This window comes from Micromonospora lupini str. Lupac 08 (assembly GCF_000297395.2).
Lineage (GTDB): Bacteria > Actinomycetota > Actinomycetes > Mycobacteriales > Micromonosporaceae > Micromonospora > Micromonospora lupini.
Genome location: NZ_HF570108.1, coordinates 3,996,044 through 4,019,131, shown reverse-complemented (window position 1 = coordinate 4,019,131; position 23,088 = coordinate 3,996,044). Strand labels below are relative to the sequence as shown.

Here is a 23,088-nt window from a genome sequence, read left to right as displayed (position 1 = left end):
ATTCACCGTCGCGTTGCCGATACCGCGAAGGTCAGCGGGCGGGCAGGGCCGCGGTCACCCGCACGGACTTGACGATGGCGGGGATGGAGCCGATCAGCAGCACCAGGCCCCAGATGATGGCCACGATGGCGAAGACCAGCGCGCCCACGTCGTCGAGGATGCTCACCACGATGACCGGGACGAGCCGGTGCAGGAACTCCAGCACGACGGTGCAGAGCAGCGTGGTGAGCGCCAGCAGCACGAGGCCCTTGTTCTGCGCGAAGCGTGGCTGGGCGAGCAGCAGCAGCACCACCCAGACCAGCTTCAGCATCAGCGCCAGGCCCAGCAGCAGGCTCGCCTCGCCCACCGGGAAGAAGCCCCACAACGCCAGGTACGCCAGGGTGCCGAACGGCACCGCCAGGAACAGCGACACCATGATGGTCAGCTCCACGAAGGCGATGATCAGGAGCACGAGCGAGCCCAGGATGAGCAGGATCGAGAAGATCAGCGTCGCCACGCCCTGGATCCGGCCCTGCACCCGCTCGGGCACGACCAGGCTCAGGCAGAACAGGCCGGTGGTCCACAGCGCCACCACGTCGATCAGGGCCAGGTAGCTCGTGCCCCGTCCGGAGGGTTCGCTGATTCCGCCGCCGTCCACCTCCACGCCGAGGTCCGCCGCATTGGCGAGCAGCGCGCCGGTGGCGTCCCCGCCCCCGGTGAGCAGCGACGAGCCGACCTCGATGAGGACCACAAGCGTGACCGCGACAAGCGCGAGCAGCAGGAAGGGCTTGCGCAGGTCACCCATGTCGGGTCTCCTCGCGGTCGTCTCGGGAGGCGGGCGCGCGACCCGCCGGCGGCGTGGTCAGTCGGCGGCGACGGTGACCGTGCATCCGACACCTCCCGGGCAGCTCAGCAGCACGGTGACCGCACTGTCGACGGCGATCCGGGCGACCGCCTCGCCGCCGTCGTCCGGCTCGACCTCGGAGCGCACGGTGAGGTCGGCGTCGCGGGGCGCCGGAGCGCGCACCACGAACGGCCGGCCACTGCGCAGCACAAGCGTCCGCAGCTCGCCCGGGTCGGCGACCCGCACCGCGCAGCCGCCGACGAAGCTGAGCACGTCACCGGTGCGGTCGCAGTCGGCCTGCACGGTCGCCGGGTCGACGCTCGTGCTCCCACCGGCGAGCCGGCCCAGCCGCTCGACGAACCCCGGCGGATCGTCCGCGCGGCCCCGGTCGCCGCCGGAGACGCCCACGGCGAGCACGAAGAACGCCACCAGCAGCGCCGCCACTGTCACCAGCAGCACCTTCTGCCGACCGCTCATCGCTGCGCGACCGCCCCGGTCACCTCGGTGAAGCGGATCTGGTCCACGCCGGCGAAGTACCTGTCGAAGCCCTGCGTCTTGCCCACCGCGACAAGCGTGAGCGTGTGCCGCCCCGACCCGAGCCGGACGGTGCCCACGTCGGTGAAGTCCTGCAGGATCACCGTCGGCGTGAAGCCGAAGAAGGTGCCGCCGAGCTGCGTGCCGTCGACCTGCCAGATCGTGTTGGCGTAGTCGAACGACGTGGTGCGCCTGGTGGAGAACCGCCAGACGGCGTCGGCGGGCAGGTCGACTGTGACACTCACCCGGTCGCCGGGCGCCAGGCCCGTGAAGAACAGCTGCTTGTCGCCCGACCAGGTCACGTCGCAGCAGTTCGGTTGCGCCCCGACCGCCGCGGCGGTCTTCGCCGGTGACTCGATCCGGGCGCCGTCGACCAGGCTCTCCGCCTCCAGTGTCACCACCCGTGGCGCGCCGGGCGTGGGGGTGCCGTCGGGTCGGGTCAGCAGGTAGCCGACCACGCCGCCGACCACGAGCACCAGCGCCACCGCGGCCGCGATCCACGGCCAGGGCGTCCGCTTCGGCGCGGCCACCGCCTTGACCTCGTACGTCACCCGGCCGCTGGAGCGGGAACTCTCCTCCGGCGCGGTGTTCGCCGAGTACGCGAACCCGGTCATGTCGTAGCGGCGCGGCGCGGTGCCCGGCGGTACGGCGAGACGGACCAGGAAGGAGACCGAGCCCTGCCCGGGGACGACCCGCTGCGGCTCGGTGACCGTGAACCAGGCCCGCTGGCTGCCCTCGCCGGGGGCCACGTCGAAGACCACGGTGTCCGGCGCCATCCCCGGATTGGAGACGGTGAAGGTCAACTCGCCGTGGTTGGCGGCGTCCAGGGTGAACTGCGAAGCGGCGGCGACGACTGTCCATTCGGTGGTCATGACGGCTCCTCTGCGGTCGGTGCCGCGCTCGGCGTGGTGGCCGGCGGTGAAGCGGCGACGACGATCTCGGCGGTGGTCGACGCGGGCTTCTCCGCCTCGACGATGCGGGTGATCACGGCGAGCTGACCGGCGGCGGCCGCCGGCACCCGCACCACGATGTGGAAGGGCCGCTCGTCGGGTTCGTCGATGACGAAGCCCGGCAACCCGGTGGCCAGCTCCAGGGCCCGGCGCAGCCCGTACGGGGTGCCGCGCCACCGGGCCAGCAGCGCGGCGTTGGCCACCAGGTCCCGCAGCCGGCCCACCGGCAGCGGCAGCGGGGCGTCCGGTCGGGGCGAGGCCACCACGTGGTCCATCGCCACCCAGCGGGTCAGCCGCACGACCAGGTGGTCGGGCGCCCGGTACGGGTCGAACAGGGCGTCCACCTCGGCGAGGATGGCCTCGTCCGGAGCGTGCAGCCCCTCCATGACGTCCAGCAGCGCCCAGAGCACGCTGCCCGGCACGCACGCCCGCTGGTAGGCGGCGGGCAGCAGCCGCTCAATCGCCGAGCGTCGCATCCTGGCGCACCACCTCGATGTCGTGCTCGCCGGAGCAGAGCAGCCACGTGTCCGGGACGGTCACCACGTCGGCGGTGGCCTGGTTGGCGCTTGCGGTCCAGTTGACCGCGTCGGCGCTGCGGTACACGCCGCGCTCACCGCAGGCCAGGACCAGGCGGTCCGCTGCCGTGGGACCGCTCGCGCCGACTGTCGCCGGGCCGCTCACGGCGACGCCGTCCACAGGCACGAACCGGGTCCGGTCGCGCAACGGCAGCCCGCAGTTGACCGACACCGACTGCCACTGCGGCTGGGCCGCGAGGGTGTCCAGCCGCAACACCCCACCGCTCTGCGTGGCCGCGAGGGCCAGCCCGCCGGCGAACGTCAGGTCCCGGCAGGTCCCGCCGACCCAGCCGGCCTGCACGGTCTGCCACTGCACGTCGGACTCGAACAGCCGGGTGCGGTGGCAGCCCTGGCCGGGCTTCTTCGGGTCCGGTTCGCCGGCGCCGCTCCACAACAGGGTGGCCGGGCCGTCGTACTGCACGGCGAGGACCCGGTTGTCCACGTTGGAGAGCCCGACGTGCGCGAAGCTGCCCGGCCGGCCGCCGGCCGTCGACAGGTACACCCCGAAGCTGGCCTGCGCCGCGACCGCCACACCGGGCGCGCCCCGCTCGGAGACGAACGCGCGGACGGCGTAGAAGCCCCGGTCGGCGTCGGACGGGTCGACGAGGATCTGCAACGGCACCGCACCGGGCAGCAGCGACACCTCGTACAGCCCGGTGTCGGTCGCCACCAGCAGCGCGCCGGCGCCGTCGCGGTCCAGCCACGCCACGTCCGAGATGCGGGAGTCCAGGTCGGTCAGCAGCGACCACGTCTCACCCAGGTCGGTGCTCAGGTGCACCCGGGAGCCGCCCGAGGCGCGCAGCGTCACCACCGCCACCGAGCCGGGACGCGGGACGATGCCCGGTCGCACCGGCGCGGGAGCGGGCGCCACCCGCAGCACCGTCTCGTCGTCGAACCGGCCGGCCGGCTCCCAGCCGGAGCCGCCGTTGCTGGAGCGGAACAGCACCGGGCCGCGCCCGGCGTACCAGGTGCGCGGCTGGTACTGGTCGACGGCGAGGGCGCGCACGTCGGCGTCGGGCGCCTCGTCGACCACGAACCGCACCGACTCGACGTAGCGCACGCCCGGCTCGGCGTGCTCCAACAACCGGTACACGTTCGACGCGCGCAGCGGCTCACCGAACGGCCATCCGGTCGGGTTGAGCGCGGTGGGCAGCGGGCTGAGCGTCTGGTGCAGCCGGTCGTGGATGCGTCGCCGGACCGCGTCCACGTCCTCCTCGCGGCGCACCACCACCCGGGCCCGCACCGACACCGCCTTGAACCGGGCCCAGGTGGCGCGGGAGCGGATGCCGACCATCCGGCGCTGCTCCAGGTCCCCCTCGACGCGGTGGCGTGCCTCGGGCACCTCGTGCTCGCGCAGCACCGCCACCGGCAGTCGGCCACCCGGGCGGGCCGTCGGCGGCACGTACGGCACCAGCACCACCTCGACCTCACCGGGGCGGGCGAAGCTGTACACGGCCGAGCGGGTGAACGCGCGGGCCCGCGCCACCGCGCCGGAGCTGGTGGCCAGCACCTCGAAGTCGCGGGCGGTGACGGCGCGCTGCTGGGCGAAGAACTCGTACGGGCCGCGCAGCAGCACCGATTCCAGCGCCTCCATCTCCCGGCCGCCGGCCGCGGGCGCGGGGTTGTCGACCCGTACCCCGGGCAGTGGGTCGCGCATGCTGGTGAGCGTGCCGGCCGCCACGTTGCCCGTCGGGCCGCCACCGGCCCGGTACCAGAGCCGGACCTGCCGCCCGGCCGGCGGCACCGCCGTCACCGTCACCGACGTCGGCCCGCCCGCGGCGGCGGGTTCGCCGGGACCGGTGGGCGGTCGCAGGTCGAGGGCCGGGGCGAAGGTGACGGTGCCCGAGCAGCGGTCGACGAGGTACGCCTTGGCCTGCGGGCCGAGCCCGGCGAAGCTGTCCACCGGCTGCCAGATCTCGAACGTGCGGCCGTCGTGCTCGCGGGCCGCCGCCCCCAGCTCCACCGAGCCGGCCGGCACCTCCACCCCCAGCAGCAGGTCCAGTGGCTCGCCGGTGTGTGCGAGCGGGGCGCGGGCCGCCCGCAGCACCTGGCCCGGCTGGCCGGTGCCGACACCCAGCAGCTCGGCCGCGACGGGCTCGCAGTGGTGCATCCGGACCGTCACCGACGCCTCCCCGGCGGCCAGCACCGCCGGTTCGGTGGTGACGAACACGACAGGTCGCGGATCGGCGCCGCGCGCCGCCGCGACCCGCAGGCCGGCCGGGATCCGCACCGTGCCCCGGTCGGTGCCGGCGCGGGTGAACACGACGTCCGCCCAGGCCGCGGTGGGCGCGTGCCGCGCCACCCCGAGCAGGTTCAGAAACGAGACGTACGCCTTCTCCGGCAACTGGTTCAGCCGGTAGATCATCACCTCGGTCAGGTGCGCGAACGCCTCCACCAGCGCCATGCCCGGGTCGTGCGCCGACAGGTCGGTCCACGCGGGGCAGGACTGCTGGATCCGCTCGCGGGCCTCGGTGACGAGGTCGAGGAACCCACGGTCGTCCAGGTGCGGAACGGGCAGCGTCATGACTGTCCTCCCGAGTCGTCGGCGGGGAGCAGGTCCACGGAGAACATCAACTGCCCGGGCGTCAGGCTGGCCCGCACCCGGTAGTCCAGCCGGATCACCAGCCGCCACGCGTCGTCCGGGTCCGGCCCGGCGTCGACGTCGATGACCTCGACCCGGGGCTCCCACCGGGCGATGGCCTGCCGGACGTAGTGGATGGCCAGACCGGCAGTGGTGTCGTCGTTGGGCGCGAAGATCAGCCGGTGCAGCCGGGACCCGTACCCGGGTCGCATCAACCGCTCGCCCGGCGTCGTGGACAACAACAGAAACAGCGCCTGGCGTACGCTCTCGTCGCCCTCGGTCATGGCCAGGCCACCGGCCGCCGTGAGCGCCAGCCCGCCGCTGCGGCCGGCGTCGAAGCCCGCGCCGACGAAACGGAACGCCCTCATCGGTCCGCCCCCACAAACTGCTGTCGGGGGTCGCGGACGGTGTGGTGGACCATGCCCGGTGGTGTGCCGTCGGTGAACCCCTCCAGGTGGGAGAGCACCACCTTGTGGCCGTCGACGCGCAGCCAGTCGCTGTAACCGACCCGGACGGTAAGCGTCTTTGCGCACGGCTTGATGGTCGGTCCGTAGTTCGGGCAGGCGATGATCTTTCGTCCCTCCGGGTCGTCGTCCACCAGCACCGGCACGGCGGTGACTGTCACCCACCGCTGCGACGGCTGGTTCTCGACCCGGCCGTCGTGGTCGCAGGTGATCATCGAGTCGCGGTGGATCCAGCGCATCAGCCGCCTCCTTCGTGGTGGGCGCGGGCGAGCGAACGGGCCTGCTGCGCCGCGGTGGTCGGATCCTCGGTCGCCTCGGCGTGCAGGAAGTCCACGCTGCGGGCGCGGATCACCATGGCCCGGCCCGGCGCGGAGATCACCAGATCGCTCGCCGCGTGCAGGGTGGCCAGGTCGGGGGTGAGTTCCAGCCAACTGCCGCCCTCGGTGCCGAGCCGCAGGCTGCGCTGGACGTCGTCCACGACTATCGACTGCCCGCCGGCCGTCCGCAGCGACCAGCGGCGGGCCCTCCCGTCGTCGACACCCGCGTCGTACGGCTCGACGGCGCCGAACAGCGAGCCCAGCACGATGCCCGAGGCGGGCTCGCCGCCGGGCAGCACCACAAGCACTGTGTCGTCCGGATCGGGGAGCGCCACCAGGCCCTTGCCGCGTCCCGCACCGGGACAGAGGACGCCGAGCCAGCCGGCGTCCAGGTCCCCGTACGCCGGCAGCGTCAGCCGTACCCGGCCCAGCCCGTCGGGGTCGGCCACGTCGGTGACGGTGCCGAGGGTGACCACGGCGCCGCCCGCCGTGCCGGGGTGCGCGGCCGGTGGCACGGTGGAGAACCGGGTCAGGTGCCCGTCGCCGTCCACCGTGTGCACCACCTCGGTCAGCACGTACGCACCGGCGAGCGGGTCGGGCACACCCGTCACGTCGATCCGCCGGCCCGGCCGCAGCGCCGGATCACCCTCGGCGACCCCCTCGGCGGTGGCCAGCGCGGCGGCGCGGAGGTCCAGCCGCGCCTGAGCGAGGGCCGCCAACTCGTCGTCACTGCGCCCCGGCTGGTCGACGGCGGTGCGTACCCCGTCGGCGCCCACGTCGGCCGGGTCCGGCCGGTCACCGGCCGGCCGGCCGCAGCGCGCCTCGTCGGCCTGCTGGCTGATCGCCTCGGCCCGCTGCGGATGCCAGCCCAGTGCGGCGCTGGCGCCGCTGGCCCGGTCCGCGTTCGTGGACAGCCGCAGGGTGTGCACGCTCGCGCCCAACCTCAGCGCGACGGGCTCCCCGTAGCCGGCGAGGGTGATCAGCCGGACGTCGTCGCCGTCGGCGGCCAGGTGCAGCCCGGCCCGGCCGGTGACCTCCCGCAGCAGCTCCAGGTCGCTGTGCCGGTGCTGGAGCAGCCGGTCCAGTCGCGGCCCGTCGCTCTCCGCCGTCACGGTCAACCCCACCTCCCCGCACAGCTCACGGGCCAGCTCCGCCGCCGTCACCGAGGTGAAGACCCGCAGGTCCTGCCGCTTGCGCAGCCGGTGCAGCGCGTCGTACGCCCGCAGGCGCAGCACTGCCGCGCCGTCGGCGGCGTACTCCACCTCCACGGCGGTGACCTCCCCGGTGAACAGCGCGTCGGAATGCTCGGCGAGCCGGACGTCGAGGGTCGTGCCCGGCCGCGCCGCCGGGTCGAGAGCGCCACCCCCGGCAGCGGTGGCGAGCACCAGCTCGGCCTGGGTGGGCTGGTCGAGTCGTGCGGCCACCCGCAGCGAGCGGATCCGCTGTCGGGCCGCGGCGTTCAGTTCCACGCCGTCCAGCAGGACGGTCAGCGCGCGGGGCGCGACGCTTGTCATGGCGTACTCCCCGAGCCGGTGCCGAATGGCGTGCCGCCCGGGTTGGTGCTGGCGGCTGTCGTACCGGTCGGTGTGGCCCAGCTCGCGGTGGCGATCGAGGTGCCCACGAACGACGCGCCGGCGCCCACCGCGCCGGCCACCGCCCGCGCCATCCCGGCAAGCGTCGACTCCGGCCCGCCACCGCCCGGGGCGCCGGTGGGGACCGCGAGGGTCGTGCCGGCCGGCACCGCGAGGGGGTCGGCGATCCGGTTGTGCTCGGCCAGCAACCGCCACCGCAGCGGCGACCCGAGCGCGTCGTTGGCCAGCAGGTCGAAGCGCACCCCGGAGCGGCCCGGCTCGGCGGCGCCGTCACCGGCGGCGACCACGGCGCTGCCCGGGGCGGCGGCCGGGGTGCTCACCGCGGCCAGTTCCTCCTCGAAACCCGCCTGCGCCTGATCGGCCGTCTCGGCGGCCCGGACCAGCTTCAACCGCAGCCAGGAACGCCGCGGCGAGCCCGTGCCGGTGAACGCGTCGAACCGCTCGGCCACCGCGACGATCACACCTGGCACGTTCCACGTCTTGCCCCAGACCAGTCGGACCAGCGGCGGGCGCAGCCACCCGTGCTCGGCGGTGGAGTTCTCGGCAAGCATCCACAGCGGCCGGGTGAGCACCCGTACGTCGGCGGGGCGGACCTGCGCCTGGACGAAGTCGACGTCGAACAGCAGGTCCAGCACCAGCTCCGTACGACCACCGCCGGTGAAGACCAGCGGGTCGTCGGCCAGACCGGACCCGGTGAGCTGCCCACCACCCGCGCCCCGATGACGGACGCCGGCGAGCCGGGTCACCTGCACGGTCTCCGGGTTGAGCAGGCAGTCCACCCGCTCTCCGGAGGAGTCGATGAGGAAGGCGACGCGTTCCATCAGTCGCCCGCCTGTTCCCGGTCCAGGCGGTCCACGTGCGGCGCGTCCAGTCCCGCCCCGGGCACCGTCCACAGCGGTCCGTCGTCCGGCAGCTCCGGCCACGGGTCGACGACTGCCGCCTCGGCCGCCCGGAACGCCGTGTCGGCCGACGATTGCCGGCCACTCGTCGCGCCCGGGGCACGGTGGCTGCGCCGGAGGTGTTCGGCGTGCCGCCTACCCGGCTCGCCGCCCGGCCGCGCCGGTTCGCCCGGCAGGTCGGGCCACCACCCACCCCCGGCGGCACGGCCGCCGCCGTCGGCAGTAGATCGTGGAAGGAAAGTGCCCCGGGAGGGGCCGGAATCTTCCAAGATCTCCCGGGGGAGGGCCTCTCGGGGGGAGGGCCTGCCCGGTGGGAGTCCGCGTACGGATGGGGTGTCGCCTCGGGGTGTCGATGCCACCGCGTGGGCGGGCGTTGCCGACACGGTCGACTGCGGTGCCGCGTCCCGCCGGGACTGGTCGCGACGGCGCCAGCCATCCACCAGCCGACCCGGCAGGAGCCGGCTCCCGTCCGAGGACGCTGGCAGCGGGCCCCGTCTGCCCGACGCCCGAATGGCGTCGTCGGTGTCGCTCGGGCCGGCGTCGCTCGGGCCGGCGTCGCTCGGGCCGGCGTCGCTCGGGTTGGCGCTGCTCGGGTTGGCATCGCTCAGGTTCGCACCGCTCAGGTTGGCGTCGCTCGGGAGAGCGCCGCCGATCCCCGAACGGCCTGGTCGGCCGGTAGCACCCGACGCCCGGCTCGACCTTCCGAACTCACCCGTTGGCCGTCCGTCCCGGCTGGCGGCGTCCGCCCTGCCGGCGGCGTCCGACCCGCCGACCGTCGGAAAGCCGCCTGCCGCGCCGGGCCAGCCCGCCGCGCTCAGATTGCCTGCCCTGCGGCGGTTCTCGGCCGAGCCGAGCCCGATCGCGGTGCCGGGTCCGGGCGCAGTGCCGAGCCCGTTCGCAGCGTCGAGGCCGCCTGTCGTGTCGAGGCCGGCTGCCCCTGGGCCTCGGCCACCGCGACCGCCGCGACCATTGCGACCGCCTTCACCGCCACGGCCGCCGCCGTCACCGCTGCGATCGCCACGACCGCCTCGACCGCTGCGACCACCACGACCGCCGTCGCCGCTGCGATCGCCGCGACCATCGGGTTGCGTGGCCGTGCCGGGCGCGCGGAGTCCGGCCCGGTCACCGTGGGACCAGGACTCCTCCTCTACGGAGCCGAGCTGCCCCTCCATCATGGACTGCCGAGGGGCGGTCGACGCCACGTCGTCGGCGTCGGACCAACCAGGGTGGTCGTCGCGGCCGCCTACCCAAGCGGTGGTGGGATGGGACGGGTCGAGGTCCAGTTCGCGCAGCAGGCCGGGGGCGTGTGCGGCGACCAGGTTCAGCCAGTGCGCCGGCGGCTCCCCGAGACGACGCGGCGCCTCCGCGGGCACACCTGTGGTCTCGACGCGGCCGGCGAGGCGCTGCACCGCGCCGGCCGCCGAGCGGAGCCGACCGGCCAGCCACCTACGCGGGCGTCGGCGCGGCGGCACCGCCGGTCTCCAACTCCAGGCCCTCGTAGCGCAGCGTCAGCGACGCGATGGCGATCTCGTGGCTGACCGTGTTGAGGTGCGCGCCACGCCATCGGGTGGGCCAGGCGTCGATCAGGTTCCACCGCAGCACCTCGGCGGTTCCCACGGAGTCCAGCAGCACCACCGACACGTTGCGGCGGTTGAGGGTGCCCTGGGCGGTGGCGTTCACCCAGTCCCACAGCTCGCGGGACGCGGTGAGACCGAAGTGCAGTGTCACCGGCTCGTACTCGGCCTGGCCGGGGACCATCCGCGTCGGTCCGGGGCCGTGTTCGCGGTACGGCTGCCCGGGAATGTTCACCTCAAGTCCGCTCATCTCGGTGAAGTGGCCGTTGGTGACGCCGTTGATGAGGAGCCGGAAGTTGTACGCCCGGTACGGGTCGACCGGGGCGCCCGGCTGCGGGGTGGCTGTGGTGGGCATGGGTCAGCCTCCGATCGTCTCGGTCTCGGTGCCGCCGGCCCACTGGCTCAGCTTGAACACCACGAACTCGGCGGGCTTGACGACGGCGATGCCGATGTGGGCGATCACCATGCCGGCGTCGCGGACGTCCACCGGGTTGGTCTCCTCGTCGCACTTGACGAAGAACGCCTCGTCGGGGGTGCGCCCGAGCAGCGCGCCGTCGCGCCACACCCGGGTGAGGAACGCCCCGATGTCGCGCCGGATCGAGCGCCAGAGGGTGAAGTCGTTCGGCTCGAAGACCATCCAGCGGGTGCCGTTGGCGATGGCCTGTTCGATGGAGATGCTGAGGCGTCGTACGTTGAGGTAGCGCCACTCGCTGGCCTCGGCGGCGAGCGTACGGGCGCCCCAGACGCGGATGCCCTCGCCGGCGAAGTAGCGGATCACGTTGACACCCTTGGGGTTGAGCACGTCGTGCTCCGATCGGGTGACCAGGTAGCCCAGGTTGACCGCGCCGCGGACGGGTTCGTTGGCCGGCGCCTTGTGCACGCCGCGCAGGGCGTCGGTGCGGGCCCAGATGCCGGCGAGGTGCCCGCTCGGCGGGGTGAGTTCCAGCTCCCCGCTGATCGGGTCGCGCACCTGGAGCCACGGGTAGTAGAGCGCGCCGTACTCGGACTGGCGGGGTCGGAACGCCGGCCCCTCGGGCCCACCCGAGCCGCCCGGACCGGCGGCACTGGCGGAACCACCGCCGCCGCCCGCACCAGTTCCCGCGCCACCGCCCGGGCCGTCGCTCGGCTTGGGCGGCTTGCCGGAGGACGGGGTGGCGACCCGGGTCAGCGCGGAGATGTCGTCGATGTCCGGCGCCGGGTCGCAGATCGCCACCATGGTGCGGGTGCGCTCGGCCATGCTGAGCAGCGCCTCGTGGGACACCACGTCGTGGAAGCCGGGAGCGGCGATGATGGAGATCTCGTCGATGGCCTCCAGCAGTTGCAGGCCACCGCGTCGCTGGCCGGCGCCGGTGATGGCGCCGCCCTCGCCGACGTTTACCACCCAGCAGCGGGCGCCCCCGTTGTCCAGGAAACCGAACACGGCCCGGGCCAGCGGGGTGCTCTCGATCTCGTCTCCCTCGGCGAAGAGCCGCAGGAACTCGGTCCAGTTGTTGACCGGTACCGCCTTGCCCAGGTGGGCGCCGCGGTTCGGGGCGACGCCGACGAACGCGGCGATGCTGGTGCTCGCCGGTCCGATCGGTCGGGCGCCGCTGGGGACCTCCTCGACGTAGATGCCGGGGGAGAAGTAGCTGGGCATCGGTCCTCCTGTACGGGTGGGCGTCAGTGGGTCGGTGGCGCGCAGACGATGACGATGTCGTCCTCGCCCGCGTCGACGTCGGCGGTGAGCACGAGCCCGCGCCCGCGGAGTCGCAGTCGTACCGGGCCGGGGTGTTCGGGGTCGTGCGGGACCCCGACGATCAGGAACCGGCCGTCGGGGCCGGTGCGGGTCGCGGACGCCGTGCCGGGCAGCTCGACGCGCATGGCGGCGAGCGGCTGGTTCTCGGGGCCGACCACCCGACCGGTGAGCGTGCGCATCGAGAGCTGACGCAGCCGCAGCGGTTGCAGGACCGGCGGTGCGGCCGGCGTCGGGTGGTCCACCTGCGCCGGCACGTCGATCAGCAGCGCCGGGCGGGGCGCGGCGCCGAACGCGCTCCACAGCGGCGCCGCGCCGGCCTCCAGCACCACCGGGTAGCTGCCGTCGCTGGTGGCGGCGGTGAGCACGCGGTCCAGGACGGCCAGCCCGGCCGGCCCGGCCACGCAGAGCAGGTAACGGACCGTGAAGCGGTACGGCTCGCGGACCGCGCCGCTGGAGCGCGTCTGTCGGGCCGGGCGCAACTCCAACGGCCACAGGGTCAATCCGTCGGCGTCGCCGTACGCGCGGGGCGGGCCGACCGGGACGGGTGCCCCCGCCGCGCTGGTCAGCCATGCGGCCAGCTCGGCGGTGGCCGTCTCGATCGGTCCGCGCCCGTCGGTGGTCATCGCGGCGGCGTCCCCTGGATCCGGTACGCGATGGCCTCGTTCCAGACGTGCGGGTAGACGCCGATCTCGAAGTAGCGGGTGAACCGGTTGATCGGCGCGTTGGTGTGGTCGTGGTAGAGCAGCCAGATCGGGGCGATGGTGAACAGCACGTAGTTCGCCAGCACCAGCGGGATGTAGAGCGGGCCGAGCAGGCGTCCCTGGAAGATGTGGACGTCCTCGTGGCGCTGGATGCCCGAGCTGGAGCCGGCGCAGACGGTGCCGATGGTGGTGGCGTAGCGGGGTGAGACGCCCTCCACCACGCTGACCCGGCCGCTGCCCGCCGAGGTGGGCCGGTCCAGCGAGTGCCCGAAGATCAGGTGCACGGCCAGGTAGATGGCGCCGACGAGCGTGTTGAGCAGGCTCCACGTGTGGTCGACGACGAAGAGGAAGATGCCGCGGGCGTCTGGCGCGTACACCCCGGCGGAGGTGACCGCCCAGCCGAACACCACGCCGACCACCAGGCCCACGACGGCGCCGACGAGCAGGCCGACCGGGCCGCCGGCCAGGAGGCCGAGGACGGCGCCGAGAGCCACCTGGATCACCGCGCTGAGAATTCCGAAGATCATGACGTCACTCCTCAGACCCACGAGCGGAAGACACGGGGCTCGCGACCGCTCGCGAGCTGGGTGGGCGTCGCCTGCCGGTTGCCGGGCGGGAACTGGCTGACGCCGAGCGCGGCGGAGAAGATCACCAGCGCGTTGAAGAACGCGATGATCCACTTCTCGCCGCCGACCTCGTCGGCGAACGCCGCGGTCAGGTAGGACAGCAGGAGCGCGATGGCGATGGCGATCCACTTGCGGACCTTGTCGCCGCTCGGGCCGATCAGCGCGCCGATGACGTTGGTGGCCAGCAGGGTGGCGGCGCTCGCGCCGGCGATGGTCCCCAGAGCGGCCCAGGTGAAGAGATCGTTCATGGCGATCCCCCTTTTCTGCGATGGTGCGACCGGGATGTGGTGGTGGTGAGGTCCGGTGCTCCGGGGCGGAGCACCGGCGCCGGTCGCCGTCGTCACGGGGCGGCCGGGGCCGGACGTGGCCGGCGGGGCCGGCCACCGGATGGATCAGCCGGGCCCGGGCGTGCCGGCGGGCGGGCCCGGCGAGGTCGGCCCGGGTGTGGTCGGCCCGGATGCGGCCGTCGTGGGTGCGGCCGGCGCCGTCGGGCGACGGCGACGCACCAGGAGTACGCCCACCACGGCGAGCACCAGCAGCAGGAGTACGCCGCCGCCGACGAGCAGCCACGGAAAGCCGCCGGAGTCGGAGTCGGCGGCTGCCGGCGAGGCCGACGGCCGGGGCGGCGCCTCGGCGACGGCGCGCAGCTCAGTCGGCTTGGGTTGGTTGGAGTCCACCTTCCACGTCACCGACCGACCGTTGACGGTCCCATTGGTGTCGACCACCCGGCCGGGAAATGTCACCGAGATCTCGAATGACATCAGCGTGAGGAACGCCTGCTGCTGCTGCGGATTTTGTTGGGCTACTTTTCCGCCGTACTTCTTCGGGTCCAGCGGCAATGTGAAACGGTAGAAATCACCGTCCCGGACCAGTTTGACGCTCTCGCTGTCGAAGCCCGCCAGCGGTGCCTTGCGGTAATTGATCTGGCTGCCGAAGAGTTTGGCGTCCTCGTAGCCTGTCTCCTCGCCCGGCGGCAGCGCGGGAATGTTCTGCCGCAGCTCCGCGAACGCCGCCGAGATGTTCTTGTTCCGGGCGCTGAGCACGGACTTCTGGGCGGTCAGCAGCAACTGCCCGTCGACCGTGTCGTCGGCGTTGACGGTGAGCCCGATGTTGAGTTGCATGCAGCCGCTCAACACGGCGAGAAGAAGGAGACACACCGCGACGCGGAGTGCCCTACCGCGGTTGACTCTCCTGTTCATGTGCTCAGTGTGTGTGATCGCTTTCACCATGAGCAGTCAGCGATCGGTCACAACGCAGTCGCCGATTGTACCCGCGAACTGTCGTATGTGACCGGGGCGGAGAGCGGCGCAAAACAATAGACTGGAGCTTTGGGTCCACCGCACCCGAATCTGATCTTTGTGACCGGAGTTCAGTTTGTCGGGGGTCGCCAGTCGGCGCACCACGTCATGCTCCGCAGCGTGGCGCTGGGCGGGGTGAGGCGCAGCGCGGCGGCACGGACGGCGAGGGCGACGGGGTTGTGCAGTTGCTGGCCGTACCGCCCCGCGCGCAGGGAGGCGCGGGCGATGGACTGGCTGCGGGGGCGACGCTGCTCGTCGTACGCCGCCAGGGCGGTCGGCAACCCCTGCGCGCCGCCGGAGCAGACCGCGCCGAGCACCACCGCGTCCTCGATCGCCTGGCCGGCGCCCTGTCCGAGGTTCGGCGTCATGGCGTGCGCCGCGTCGCCGAGCAGCGCCACCCGCCCCCGCACGTACGAGGGCAGCGGCGTGGCGAGGTGGTGGATGTCGTTGCGCAGGACCACCCCGGGTGGGGTCGCCGCCAGCAGCGCGGGAATGGGCTCGTGCCACGCGCCGAAGTGGTCCCGTACGGCCGCCAGCTCGTCCGGGGCGTGGCCGCCGGGCGGGGCGGTGATCGCCCCGTACCAGTAGAGCTGGCCCTCGCCGATCGGCACCATGCCGAACTCGGCGGCCGGCCCCCAGGTGATCGCCGTCGGGATCGGCTCGGGGAACGCGACGGCGGCCCGCCAGGTCGTCGAGCCCGCGTACACCGGGGCGGGGATCTCCGGCCAGAGCTGGGCGCGCAGTCGGCTGCGCAGACCGTCGGCGCCGACGACCAGGTCCGCGTCCAGGGTTCGCGGGCCGTCGGGACCGTGGTACCGCACCGTGGCGTGGTCGGTTTCGGACTCGACGTGCTCGACGTCGGCCCCGGTGTGCAGCGACGACGCGGGCAGCGCCTCGCCCAGGAGACGGTGCAGGGTGGCCCGGTGGATGCCGAGCGCGCTGGTGCCGAGCTGCCGGATCATCTCCGCCGCGTCCACCCGGGACAGCCACCGGCCCCGCCGGTCGCGGACCCCGCCGGGGGCCTCGGCATGCGTGCTGGACCGCAGGGCCGGGCTCAGGCCGAGGGCGTCCAGGGCGCGCAGCGCGTTGGCCATCAGGGTCAGCCCGGCGCCGACCTCGCGCAGTTCGGGGGCGCGTTCCAGCACGGTGACCCGCCATCCGCGCCGGTGCAGGGCGAGCGCGGCGCTCAGCCCGCCGATGCCGCCGCCGACCACCACCGCGTGTGGTTCGTCCATGCCGTCCGCCCTTCTACACCTGTAGAAGAGCGATACTACCCGGGGACCTCGACCGGAAGGAGACCCGTGACGGCCCGCGCCAACCGGATCGCGTTGCTTACCGACGCGGCCATCGAACTGATCGCCGACGGCGGCATGCGGGCGCTGACCCACCGGGCCGTCGACGGCCGCGCCGGGTTGCCCGCCGGCACCACCTCGGCGTACCTGCGCACCCGGCAGGCGCTGATCGAGGCGGTGGTGGGACGCCTCGCCGAGCGGGACCGGACCGACCTGGCCGCGTACGACCTGCCCACCGACCCGCCGTCCCCGACGCCGGGCCCCCGGCTCGACGGCGACGACCTCGACCGGCTCGCCACCGGGGTGGCCGAGGTGCTCGACCGCTGGCTGAGCACCGGACGCAGCCGGACGCTCGCCCGCTACGCCTGTCTGCTGGAGGCGGTCCACCGCCCGGAGCTGCGCGGCATCCTGCAACACGGCACCGGCCTGCGGGCGCAATCACGGGACCTGCTGGCCCGGGCCGGGGCCACCGATCCCGACCGGCAGGGTGACCAGTTCGTCGCCTTCGTCGACGGGCTGCTCTTCGACCGTCTCGTCGGCGCCGGCGCGCTCACCGCCCCGCCCCCCGACAGCCCGGCCAGCCGCGCCGACCTCGCCGGCGCCGTTCGCACGCTGCTGCGCGCCCTGACCGGGAGCTGAGCCTCGCGCCGGGGATCAGCCCGTCGGGGCGCCGATCCGGTGCTCGCGCGGACTGATTCCCCGGACCCGACGAAACGCCGTGCTCAGCGCGTACGGGCTGGCGTAGCCGACCCGGCGGGCCACCGCGCCCAGCGTGGCGTCCGGTTCGCGTAGCAGGTCGGCGGCGAGCGCGAGCCGCCATCCGGTCAGGTACGCCATCGGCGGCTCGCCGACCAGCTCGGTGAAGCGGCGGGCCAGCACCGCCCGGGAGACGCCCACCTCGGCGGCGAGCGCCGCGACAGTCCACCCCCGGGCCGGATCGTCCTCCAGCAGCCGCAGGGCCGGGCCGACCACCGGGTCGCCGGCCGCCCGGTACCAGCCCGGCGCGGCGTCCGGCCGGCCGAACCACGTACGCAGCGCGTCGATGAGCAGCAGGTCCAGCAGCCGGTCCAGCACCGCCGCCTGGCCCGGCGCGTCCCGGGTCACCTCCTGCGCGAGAAGCGGCACCAGCGGGCCGCGCCCCTCGTCGGCCGGGACCACCAGCAGCGGCGGCAGCGCGCCGAGCAGCCGCCGGCTCACCGCCCCGGGCAGCTGGTACGTCCCGGTCAGCAGCACCGTCGACCCGTGCGGCCCGGTGCCCCAGGTGCGCACCCCCAACGCCATCGACTCGGTCAGCGGCTCGCCGCGCAGCGTGGTGCAGCGCTGACCGGGGTGGATCACCACCTGCGGTGGGGTGCCCGGATCGTCCGCGACGAGGTAGCCGTCCGGCCCGCGCAGCACCGCCACGTCGCCGGGGCGCAGCGTCGCGGCGGGAGCATCGTCCGGCACCAGCCAGGCGGCGCCGCGCACCAGCGCCACCACGGTCAGGGGCGCCCGATCCTCGATCCGCAGGGCGTACGGCGGGTCGAACACCGAGCGCAGCAGGAAGGCGCCCCGGGCGCGGGGACCGTCGAGCAGCCCGGTGAGCGGGTCCATCGCGCGATGGTAGACGATCGCCAGGGACGCTCCGGCCACCGTGATCGTGGACGGCCCGGCGCGTGGTCGAGGGGGCGGGAGGTGGGGGCGATGGCGTGGTTCGGGGGCCTGCGGGTCGCCGGTCACCGGCTGCGGCAGGGCTGGCGGCCGGTGCTGGAGGCGACAGTCGCGGCGACAGTGGCCTGGCTGCTCGCCACCCGCCTGCTCGGGCACCCGCAGCCGTTCTTCGCGCCGGCCGCCGCGCTGATCGTGCTCGGTCAGGCCCGCGGGCAGCGGATCCGGCGTGCCGTCGAGGTCGTGCTCGGGGTGGCCGCCGGGGTGCTCGTCGCGGACCTGGTCGTGCAGGCGCTCGGCCCCGGCAGCACCTGGACGGTATGCACCGTCATCCTGCTCACCGTTGTGCTCGCGGTCGCCTTCGGCGCCACCGGCGTGACCCTGGTCCAGGCCGCGGTGTCCGCGCTCTACCTGGTGGTGGTCGCGCCACCGGACGGGTCGCTGGTCCCGTTCCGCTTCGTCGACGCGCTTGTCGGCGGCGCGGTCGCCCTCGCCGTCAGCCTCCTCGTCGACGCCCGGCACCCGCTCGCCCCCCTCGTCGCCGAGGTGCGGCGGACCTTCGACGAGCTGGCCGGTCTGGTGGACGGCATCGCCGACGCGCTGGACGGGCGCGACGAGTCGGCGGCGCTGGCCGCGCTGACGCAGGCCCGGGGCATGGACGCCCGGGTCGGCGGGCTGCGCGAGGGCGTGCTCGCCGCCGGTGAGGCGCTGCGGCTCAACGTGCGCCGTCGCCGGCACATCGGCCGGCTGCGGTCGGTGGACGAGTCGATCCGGCAGACCGACTACGTGGTCCGCAACGTCCGGGTGCTGGCCCGCGCCGGGGTGACGCTCAGTCGACTGCGGACCCCCACGCCGCCGGAGCTGGGCGAGGCGCTGCGCTGCCTGGTCGAGGCGGTCCGGGAGGCCGGCGCGGCGCTCGCCGCCGACCTGGACGGGCAGGAGGAGGCTGCCGACCGGCACGCCGTCCGGGCGGACGCGGCGGCGCTGGCCGCCGTCCGCACGGCCGGGCAGCTCTTCGGGTCGACCCAGACCCTCCCACTCGCCATGATCATCGGTCAGATCCGGGCGACGGCCATCGACCTGCTGCGGGGCGTGCACCCCGACGACGACGCCGCCGTCCTGGCCCGCGTGGACGAGGCCCTCGGCCTGCCCGCCGTCTGACCTCCCGCACCTCGACCGATCAGCGGGCGCTCCCGCCGGTGAGCCACCCGGTGGCCCTCGCGCGGATCGGGGCGGGGATGTCGTGGCCGCCGGGAAACTCCTCGTAGGTGACGTCATAGCCGAGGCCGCGCAGGTGCGGCACGAAGCGGCGGCTGCACACGTCGATCGGCAGGACGCGGTCGTCCACCCCGTGCGAGACGAAGATCCGCGGTCGGCCGCGGACGAGCGGCGGCGCGGCGAAGCCGGGGGAGAAGGCCAGCACCCCGTCCACCAGGTCGCCGTTGGCCAGACCCAGCGAGAGGGCGTACGAGGCGCCGTCGGAGAAGCCGCCGAGCGTCACGTCCCGGACGGGATAGCCGTCGAAGGCGCTGGCCAGCAGCGCGTCGATGTGCTGCACGTCCACCCCGAAGCCGCCGGCGATCAGGTCCCAACTCGCCGCCGACGACTGCGGGGCGACAAGCAGCAGGTGGTGCGCGTCCGCCACCGGGAGCAGCAGGTCCAGGCCCTGCCGCGCGGAGCCGCCCGCCCCGTGCAGCAGCACCACCAGCCGGTACGCGGCATCGTCGGCGGCCGGTTCCGGCACGTACGCCGTCGCCGGCCGGCCGCCGTCGCCGCCGGGCAGCGGCACCAGACCGGTGGGACCCGACACCACCGGCGGGTGCGGGCGTGTGGTCAACCGGCCGTGCCGGGGATCCGGCGCGGAGTCGGACACAGGTCACCACTCCTCGCGGTCGACGAAAGGTGCGAGGCGGTTACCCGGCCGACCGCCGGTTAACCGGCGGCCGGCTCGGGCGCGGTCGCGGGTCACAGAGCCGCCCCGGGCGCTCGGCGCTCGGGCGCTGTCGCGGGTCGCCAGGGCGGCGGCGGGCGCCCGGCTCAGGCGCTGTCGCGGGTCACCAGGGCGGACGGGAAGAGGGTCACCGGCGCGGCCGGGCGGCCGGCCAGCACGGCGGTGGCCGCAGCGGTGGCGATCCGGCCCACCGGGTGGCTCGCGGTGGTCAGCGCCGGCGCGGTCATGCCGGCCAGCGGGATGTCGTCGAAACCGGCGACCGCGACGTCACCGGGCACCCGCACACCGCCGTCGCGCAGGCCCGCGATGACCCCGAACGCGGTCTCGTCGCTGATCGCGAAGATCGCGTCCACGTCCGGCCAGCGGCGCAGCGCCTCCTCGGCCGCCGCACGGCCACGCGCCGCCGTGAAGTCCCCGTCCACCACCCGCTCGGGCAGGCCGGCCTGGCGCATCAGGTGCCGGTACGCCTGCACGGGGCGCTGCGAGCACGGCAGCCACGCCGGGCCGGTCACCATGGCGATCCGGCGGCGGCCCGTCGCGTACAGGTGACGCAGCACCGCCCCGGCGCCGGCGGTGTTGTCGACGTCGAACGACGGCACCTCGGCCGAGCCGATGCCGATCGAGGCGACCCGGCCGTGCAGTGACCGGGGGACGGCGTCCAGCAGGGCCTCGGTGGTGTTGACCAGCACGACGCCGCACACGCTGCGGTCGGCGGCGAGCTGGTCGAGGCCGCGTGGGTCGCCCAGCGGCAGCCAGTGCAGCGCCACCCCGACTCCGGCCGGCGCGCACACCCGGGCGGCCGAGCCGACCACCCGGTGGACGTACGGGTCGTCCAGCACCGCCGCGCTGGTCGCCGCGGCGGCCACCACCAGCCGCACGCCGCCGCCGCGAACCAGCGCCCGGGCTGCCGGGTTGGGCACGTAACCGAGCTGGTCGGCGGCCGTCACCACCCGCTCCCGGGCGTCCGGCGAGGCGAACCCCGTCCCGGCGATCACCCGCGAGGCGGTGGACCGGGAGACCCCGGCGGCCCGGGCGACGTCATCCAGAGTGGCCGGCCGGTGTGCCGCTGCCGTCATCGTGCCCTCCCCCGGCGCCCACCCGGGGCGGGCGTACGCCTGCCAGGAATCATCCCCCGACCTGCGTGTCGTCGGTAAGGGGTGGTACCCGCTTGTGGTGGTAGCGCTCTCAGGTGTGCGATCGTGCCAGGAGATCACCCCGAGGAAGAGGAACCACAGCTGTGAGCGCCCCCACCAGCCCGGCCGTCGCCCCGGACACCACAGTTCCGGCACGGATCGTCCGGCTCGCCCGTAACGGCGTCGCCGTCACCTTCACCCTGAACGGCCTGGCCGTCGGCAGCTGGTTCTCCCGGGTGCCGGCCGTGCGCGAGGCGCTGGACCTCTCCGCCGGGCGACTCGGGCTCCTGCTGCTGGCGATGAGCATGGGCGCCCTGCTCGCCATGCCGACCTCCGGGCTGCTCGCCCAGCGCCTCGGCTCGGCCCGCAGCGTGACGATCGCCACCGTGCTGGTCGCGGTCGGTCTGGTCGTGGCCGGTCTGGGCGCGACGGTCGCCGGGTCGGCAGTCGTCGTCGGGCTGGGGCTGGTGGCCTTCGGCTACGGCTCGGGCGCCTGCGACGTGGCGATGAACGTCGAGGGCGCGACCGTGGAGCGGCGGTTGGGGCGTACCGTCATGCCCCGCTTCCACGCGGCCTGGAGCCTCGGGTCGGTGGCCGGCGCGGGCCTCGGCGCCGGGGCCGCCCGCCTGGACGTGCCGGTCGGCGCGCACCTCGCCGCGGTGGCGGTGGTGGTGCTCGTCGGCACCGTGCTCGCCTCCCGGATGTTCCTGCCCCAACCGGTCGTCGACCCGGCCGACCAGACGGCGGACACCAGCCCGGCCGGTCGCCGCCGTGCCCAGCTCGCCGCGTGGCGTGAGCCGCGCACCCTGCTCATCGGGCTGTTCGTGCTGGTGGCGGCGTTCGCCGAGGGCAGCGCCAACGACTGGCTGGCTGTCGCCTTCGTCGACGGTCGGGATCTGAGCGAGGCGGCCGGAGCGGCGGTCTTCGGCGTGTTCGTCGTCGGTATGACCCTCGGGCGCACCGCGGGCACCGTCGCGCTGGACCGTTGGGGTCGGGTGCCGGTGCTCAGCGGCACCCTCCTGCTCGCCGCTGCCGGCGCCGCTCTGGCCGTGTTGGCCGGCTCGGGGCCGGTGGCAATCGTCGGCGTCGCGCTGTGGGGCCTCGGCGCGTCGTTGGGCTTCCCGGTCGGCATGAGCGCGGCGGCCGACGAGGAGACGCACGCGGCGGTGCGGGTCAGCGTGGTCGCGGTGATCGGCTACACGGCCTTCCTGGGCGGGCCGCCGCTGTTGGGCCTGCTCGGTGACCACGTCGGCACTCTGCGGGCGCTGCTGGTGGTGCCGCTGCTGCTCCTGCCGACGCTGGCGCTGGTGCCGGCGCTGCGCCCGCCGCGGACCGGCGAGCCGGCTCCGGCGGCGCGGGAAACGGCTGACGAGTCGGCTCCGGCAGCACAACAAAACTAACCCGGATCGGGGTTCGGCGGTATCGGGTGCGCGGCCGAGTGCGCCGCGTGCCCGCGCTGGCTACGGTCGCCCGATGCCAACCGACGAGATCACCGCCGCCGCGGCGGGCAGCTGGACCCTGGGCGACCGCACCGTGCACCGGATGGGGTTCGGCTCGATGCGGATCACCGCGAACCCGGACCGCGAACGGGCGATCGCGGTGCTGCGCCGTGCCGTGGAGCTGGGCGTCAACCACATCGACACGGCCGCCTTCTACGTCTCGCCCGGCGGCACCCTGCGGGTCGGCACCGGTCCCGCCCGGTACGCCACCGAGCTGATCCGGGCGGCGCTCGCCCCGTACCCGGAGGATCTGGTCATCGCCACCAAGGTCGGCTTCGGCTACGACCCGGCGACCGGATTCACCGAGGCGGCCACCGGGGCGCAGCTGCGCGCCCAGGTCGAGGAGAACCTGCGCCGCCTCGGCCGCGACCGGCTGGACGTGGTGAACCTGCGGCTCGGCCGGGGGCCGGGTCCGGCGCCGCTGGTCGAGCGGTTCGGCGCCCTGGCCGAGCTGCGCGCCGCCGGGCTGATCGGGCACCTCGGGCTGTCCGGCGCCCGGCCCGAGCAGCTGGACGAGGTGGCGGGCATCGCGCCGGTGGTCTGCGTGCAGAACAACTACGGCGTGGACGCGTACCGGGAGCAGGACGCCTTCGTCCGCGCCTGCGGCGAGCGGGGCATCGCCTACGTGCCCTTCTTCGCGCTGGCCGGCACGAATCGAGAGAGGGGCGCGAGCGCCGCACAGGGCGCGGCCGTCGAGGCGGTCGCCCGGGCCCACGGCGTCACCCCCCAGCAGGTACGCCTGGCCTGGACGCTGCACCAGGGCCCGCACGTCCTCGCGATCCCCGGCACCGGCGACAAGGCCCACCTGGAGGAGAACATCGCGGCCGCCGCCCTACGCCTGACCCCCGAAGACCTGACCCACCTGGGGTGAGCCCTACCCCCGGTGATCATGAGGTT

24 protein-coding genes are annotated in these 23,088 nt (G+C 74.5%); 4 read left to right on the top strand and 20 right to left on the bottom strand.

Annotated elements, in window-relative coordinates:
- Positions 1-31: 31 nt before the first annotated feature.
- The 17 genes from MILUP08_RS19585 to MILUP08_RS19505 all read right to left on the bottom strand — a co-directional run bounded on the left by MILUP08_RS19585 (position 32) and on the right by MILUP08_RS19505 (position 15,904).
- A complete protein-coding gene (locus tag MILUP08_RS19585; RefSeq protein WP_007460780.1) occupies positions 32-784 on the bottom strand; it encodes a hypothetical protein in 753 nt (250 codons plus the stop codon).
- Positions 785-841: 57 nt separating this feature from the next.
- Positions 842-1,300, bottom strand: coding sequence for a hypothetical protein (locus MILUP08_RS19580; RefSeq protein WP_007460777.1), 459 nt, complete (start codon positions 1,298-1,300; stop codon positions 842-844).
- Complete coding sequence (locus MILUP08_RS19575; RefSeq protein WP_007460775.1) at positions 1,297-2,229, bottom strand: carbohydrate-binding protein; 933 nt, start codon at positions 2,227-2,229, stop codon at positions 1,297-1,299. Before MILUP08_RS19575 ends, MILUP08_RS19580 begins: the two co-directional genes overlap by 4 nt.
- Positions 2,226-2,783, bottom strand: a complete 558-nt coding sequence (locus MILUP08_RS19570) for a phage tail protein (RefSeq protein WP_007460773.1) — start codon at positions 2,781-2,783, stop codon at positions 2,226-2,228. The genes MILUP08_RS19575 and MILUP08_RS19570 overlap by 4 nt, the downstream gene beginning before the upstream one ends.
- Complete coding sequence (locus tag MILUP08_RS19565) at positions 2,764-5,406, bottom strand: putative baseplate assembly protein (protein WP_007460772.1); 2,643 nt, start codon at positions 5,404-5,406, stop codon at positions 2,764-2,766. The genes MILUP08_RS19570 and MILUP08_RS19565 overlap by 20 nt, the downstream gene beginning before the upstream one ends.
- The gene (locus MILUP08_RS19560) at positions 5,403-5,831 is read right to left on the bottom strand and encodes a GPW/gp25 family protein (RefSeq protein WP_007460771.1); all 429 of its coding nucleotides are present in this window, start codon (positions 5,829-5,831) and stop codon (positions 5,403-5,405) included. The genes MILUP08_RS19565 and MILUP08_RS19560 overlap by 4 nt, the downstream gene beginning before the upstream one ends.
- The gene (locus tag MILUP08_RS19555; protein ID WP_007460770.1) at positions 5,828-6,166 is read right to left on the bottom strand and encodes a hypothetical protein; all 339 of its coding nucleotides are present in this window, start codon (positions 6,164-6,166) and stop codon (positions 5,828-5,830) included. The genes MILUP08_RS19560 and MILUP08_RS19555 overlap by 4 nt, the downstream gene beginning before the upstream one ends.
- The gene (locus MILUP08_RS19550) at positions 6,166-7,758 is read right to left on the bottom strand and encodes a contractile injection system protein, VgrG/Pvc8 family (RefSeq protein ID WP_007460769.1); all 1,593 of its coding nucleotides are present in this window, start codon (positions 7,756-7,758) and stop codon (positions 6,166-6,168) included. Before MILUP08_RS19550 ends, MILUP08_RS19555 begins: the two co-directional genes overlap by 1 nt.
- On the bottom strand, positions 7,755-8,657 hold the full coding sequence (locus tag MILUP08_RS19545; protein ID WP_007460768.1) for a CIS tube protein: 903 nt from the start codon (positions 8,655-8,657) through the stop codon (positions 7,755-7,757). Before MILUP08_RS19545 ends, MILUP08_RS19550 begins: the two co-directional genes overlap by 4 nt.
- A gap of 892 nt (positions 8,658-9,549) precedes the next feature.
- On the bottom strand, positions 9,550-9,861 hold the full coding sequence (locus MILUP08_RS35410; protein WP_144056966.1) for a hypothetical protein: 312 nt from the start codon (positions 9,859-9,861) through the stop codon (positions 9,550-9,552).
- Between the two features lie 320 nt (positions 9,862-10,181).
- Complete coding sequence (locus MILUP08_RS19535) at positions 10,182-10,664, bottom strand: phage tail protein (protein WP_007460766.1); 483 nt, start codon at positions 10,662-10,664, stop codon at positions 10,182-10,184.
- 3 nt (positions 10,665-10,667) lie between these two features.
- A complete protein-coding gene (locus MILUP08_RS19530) occupies positions 10,668-11,945 on the bottom strand; it encodes a phage tail sheath family protein (RefSeq protein WP_007460765.1) in 1,278 nt (425 codons plus the stop codon).
- 23 nt (positions 11,946-11,968) lie between these two features.
- Complete coding sequence (locus MILUP08_RS19525; RefSeq protein ID WP_007460764.1) at positions 11,969-12,667, bottom strand: carboxypeptidase-like regulatory domain-containing protein; 699 nt, start codon at positions 12,665-12,667, stop codon at positions 11,969-11,971.
- Positions 12,664-13,272 (bottom strand): hypothetical protein, encoded by a 609-nt coding sequence (locus MILUP08_RS19520; RefSeq protein ID WP_007460762.1) that lies wholly within the window; start codon positions 13,270-13,272, stop codon positions 12,664-12,666. Before MILUP08_RS19520 ends, MILUP08_RS19525 begins: the two co-directional genes overlap by 4 nt.
- A gap of 11 nt (positions 13,273-13,283) precedes the next feature.
- The gene (locus MILUP08_RS19515) at positions 13,284-13,619 is read right to left on the bottom strand and encodes a hypothetical protein (protein ID WP_007460760.1); all 336 of its coding nucleotides are present in this window, start codon (positions 13,617-13,619) and stop codon (positions 13,284-13,286) included.
- Positions 13,620-13,763: 144 nt separating this feature from the next.
- Positions 13,764-14,492, bottom strand: coding sequence for an LppM family (lipo)protein (locus MILUP08_RS19510; RefSeq protein WP_051065753.1), 729 nt, complete (start codon positions 14,490-14,492; stop codon positions 13,764-13,766).
- A gap of 248 nt (positions 14,493-14,740) precedes the next feature.
- Entirely contained in the window at positions 14,741-15,904 is a 1,164-nt protein-coding gene (locus MILUP08_RS19505; RefSeq protein WP_007460756.1) for an FAD-dependent oxidoreductase, read from the bottom strand.
- Positions 15,905-15,970: 66 nt separating this feature from the next.
- Between MILUP08_RS19505 and MILUP08_RS19500 the strand changes: the two genes are divergently transcribed.
- Entirely contained in the window at positions 15,971-16,600 is a 630-nt protein-coding gene (locus MILUP08_RS19500; RefSeq protein ID WP_007460753.1) for a TetR/AcrR family transcriptional regulator, read from the top strand.
- 15 nt (positions 16,601-16,615) lie between these two features.
- Here the strand turns inward: MILUP08_RS19500 and MILUP08_RS19495 are convergent, their stop codons facing one another.
- Positions 16,616-17,554, bottom strand: coding sequence for an AraC family transcriptional regulator (locus MILUP08_RS19495; RefSeq protein WP_039908371.1), 939 nt, complete (start codon positions 17,552-17,554; stop codon positions 16,616-16,618).
- Positions 17,555-17,644: 90 nt separating this feature from the next.
- Between MILUP08_RS19495 and MILUP08_RS19490 the strand changes: the two genes are divergently transcribed.
- Positions 17,645-18,769, top strand: a complete 1,125-nt coding sequence (locus MILUP08_RS19490) for an FUSC family protein (protein WP_007460750.1) — start codon at positions 17,645-17,647, stop codon at positions 18,767-18,769.
- Positions 18,770-18,788: 19 nt separating this feature from the next.
- Here MILUP08_RS19490 and MILUP08_RS19485 read toward each other — a convergent pair whose 3' ends face one another.
- Together MILUP08_RS19485 and MILUP08_RS19480 are read right to left on the bottom strand one after the other, a co-directional pair.
- A complete protein-coding gene (locus tag MILUP08_RS19485; RefSeq protein ID WP_007460748.1) occupies positions 18,789-19,481 on the bottom strand; it encodes an alpha/beta hydrolase in 693 nt (230 codons plus the stop codon).
- Positions 19,482-19,645: 164 nt separating this feature from the next.
- Complete coding sequence (locus MILUP08_RS19480; RefSeq protein ID WP_007460746.1) at positions 19,646-20,635, bottom strand: LacI family DNA-binding transcriptional regulator; 990 nt, start codon at positions 20,633-20,635, stop codon at positions 19,646-19,648.
- Positions 20,636-20,796: 161 nt separating this feature from the next.
- Between MILUP08_RS19480 and MILUP08_RS19475 the strand changes: the two genes are divergently transcribed.
- Both MILUP08_RS19475 and MILUP08_RS19470 read left to right on the top strand, forming a co-directional pair.
- Complete coding sequence (locus MILUP08_RS19475; RefSeq protein WP_007460742.1) at positions 20,797-22,092, top strand: MFS transporter; 1,296 nt, start codon at positions 20,797-20,799, stop codon at positions 22,090-22,092.
- Between the two features lie 73 nt (positions 22,093-22,165).
- Positions 22,166-23,062, top strand: a complete 897-nt coding sequence (locus tag MILUP08_RS19470; RefSeq protein ID WP_007460740.1) for an aldo/keto reductase — start codon at positions 22,166-22,168, stop codon at positions 23,060-23,062.
- Positions 23,063-23,088 lie beyond the last annotated feature (26 nt).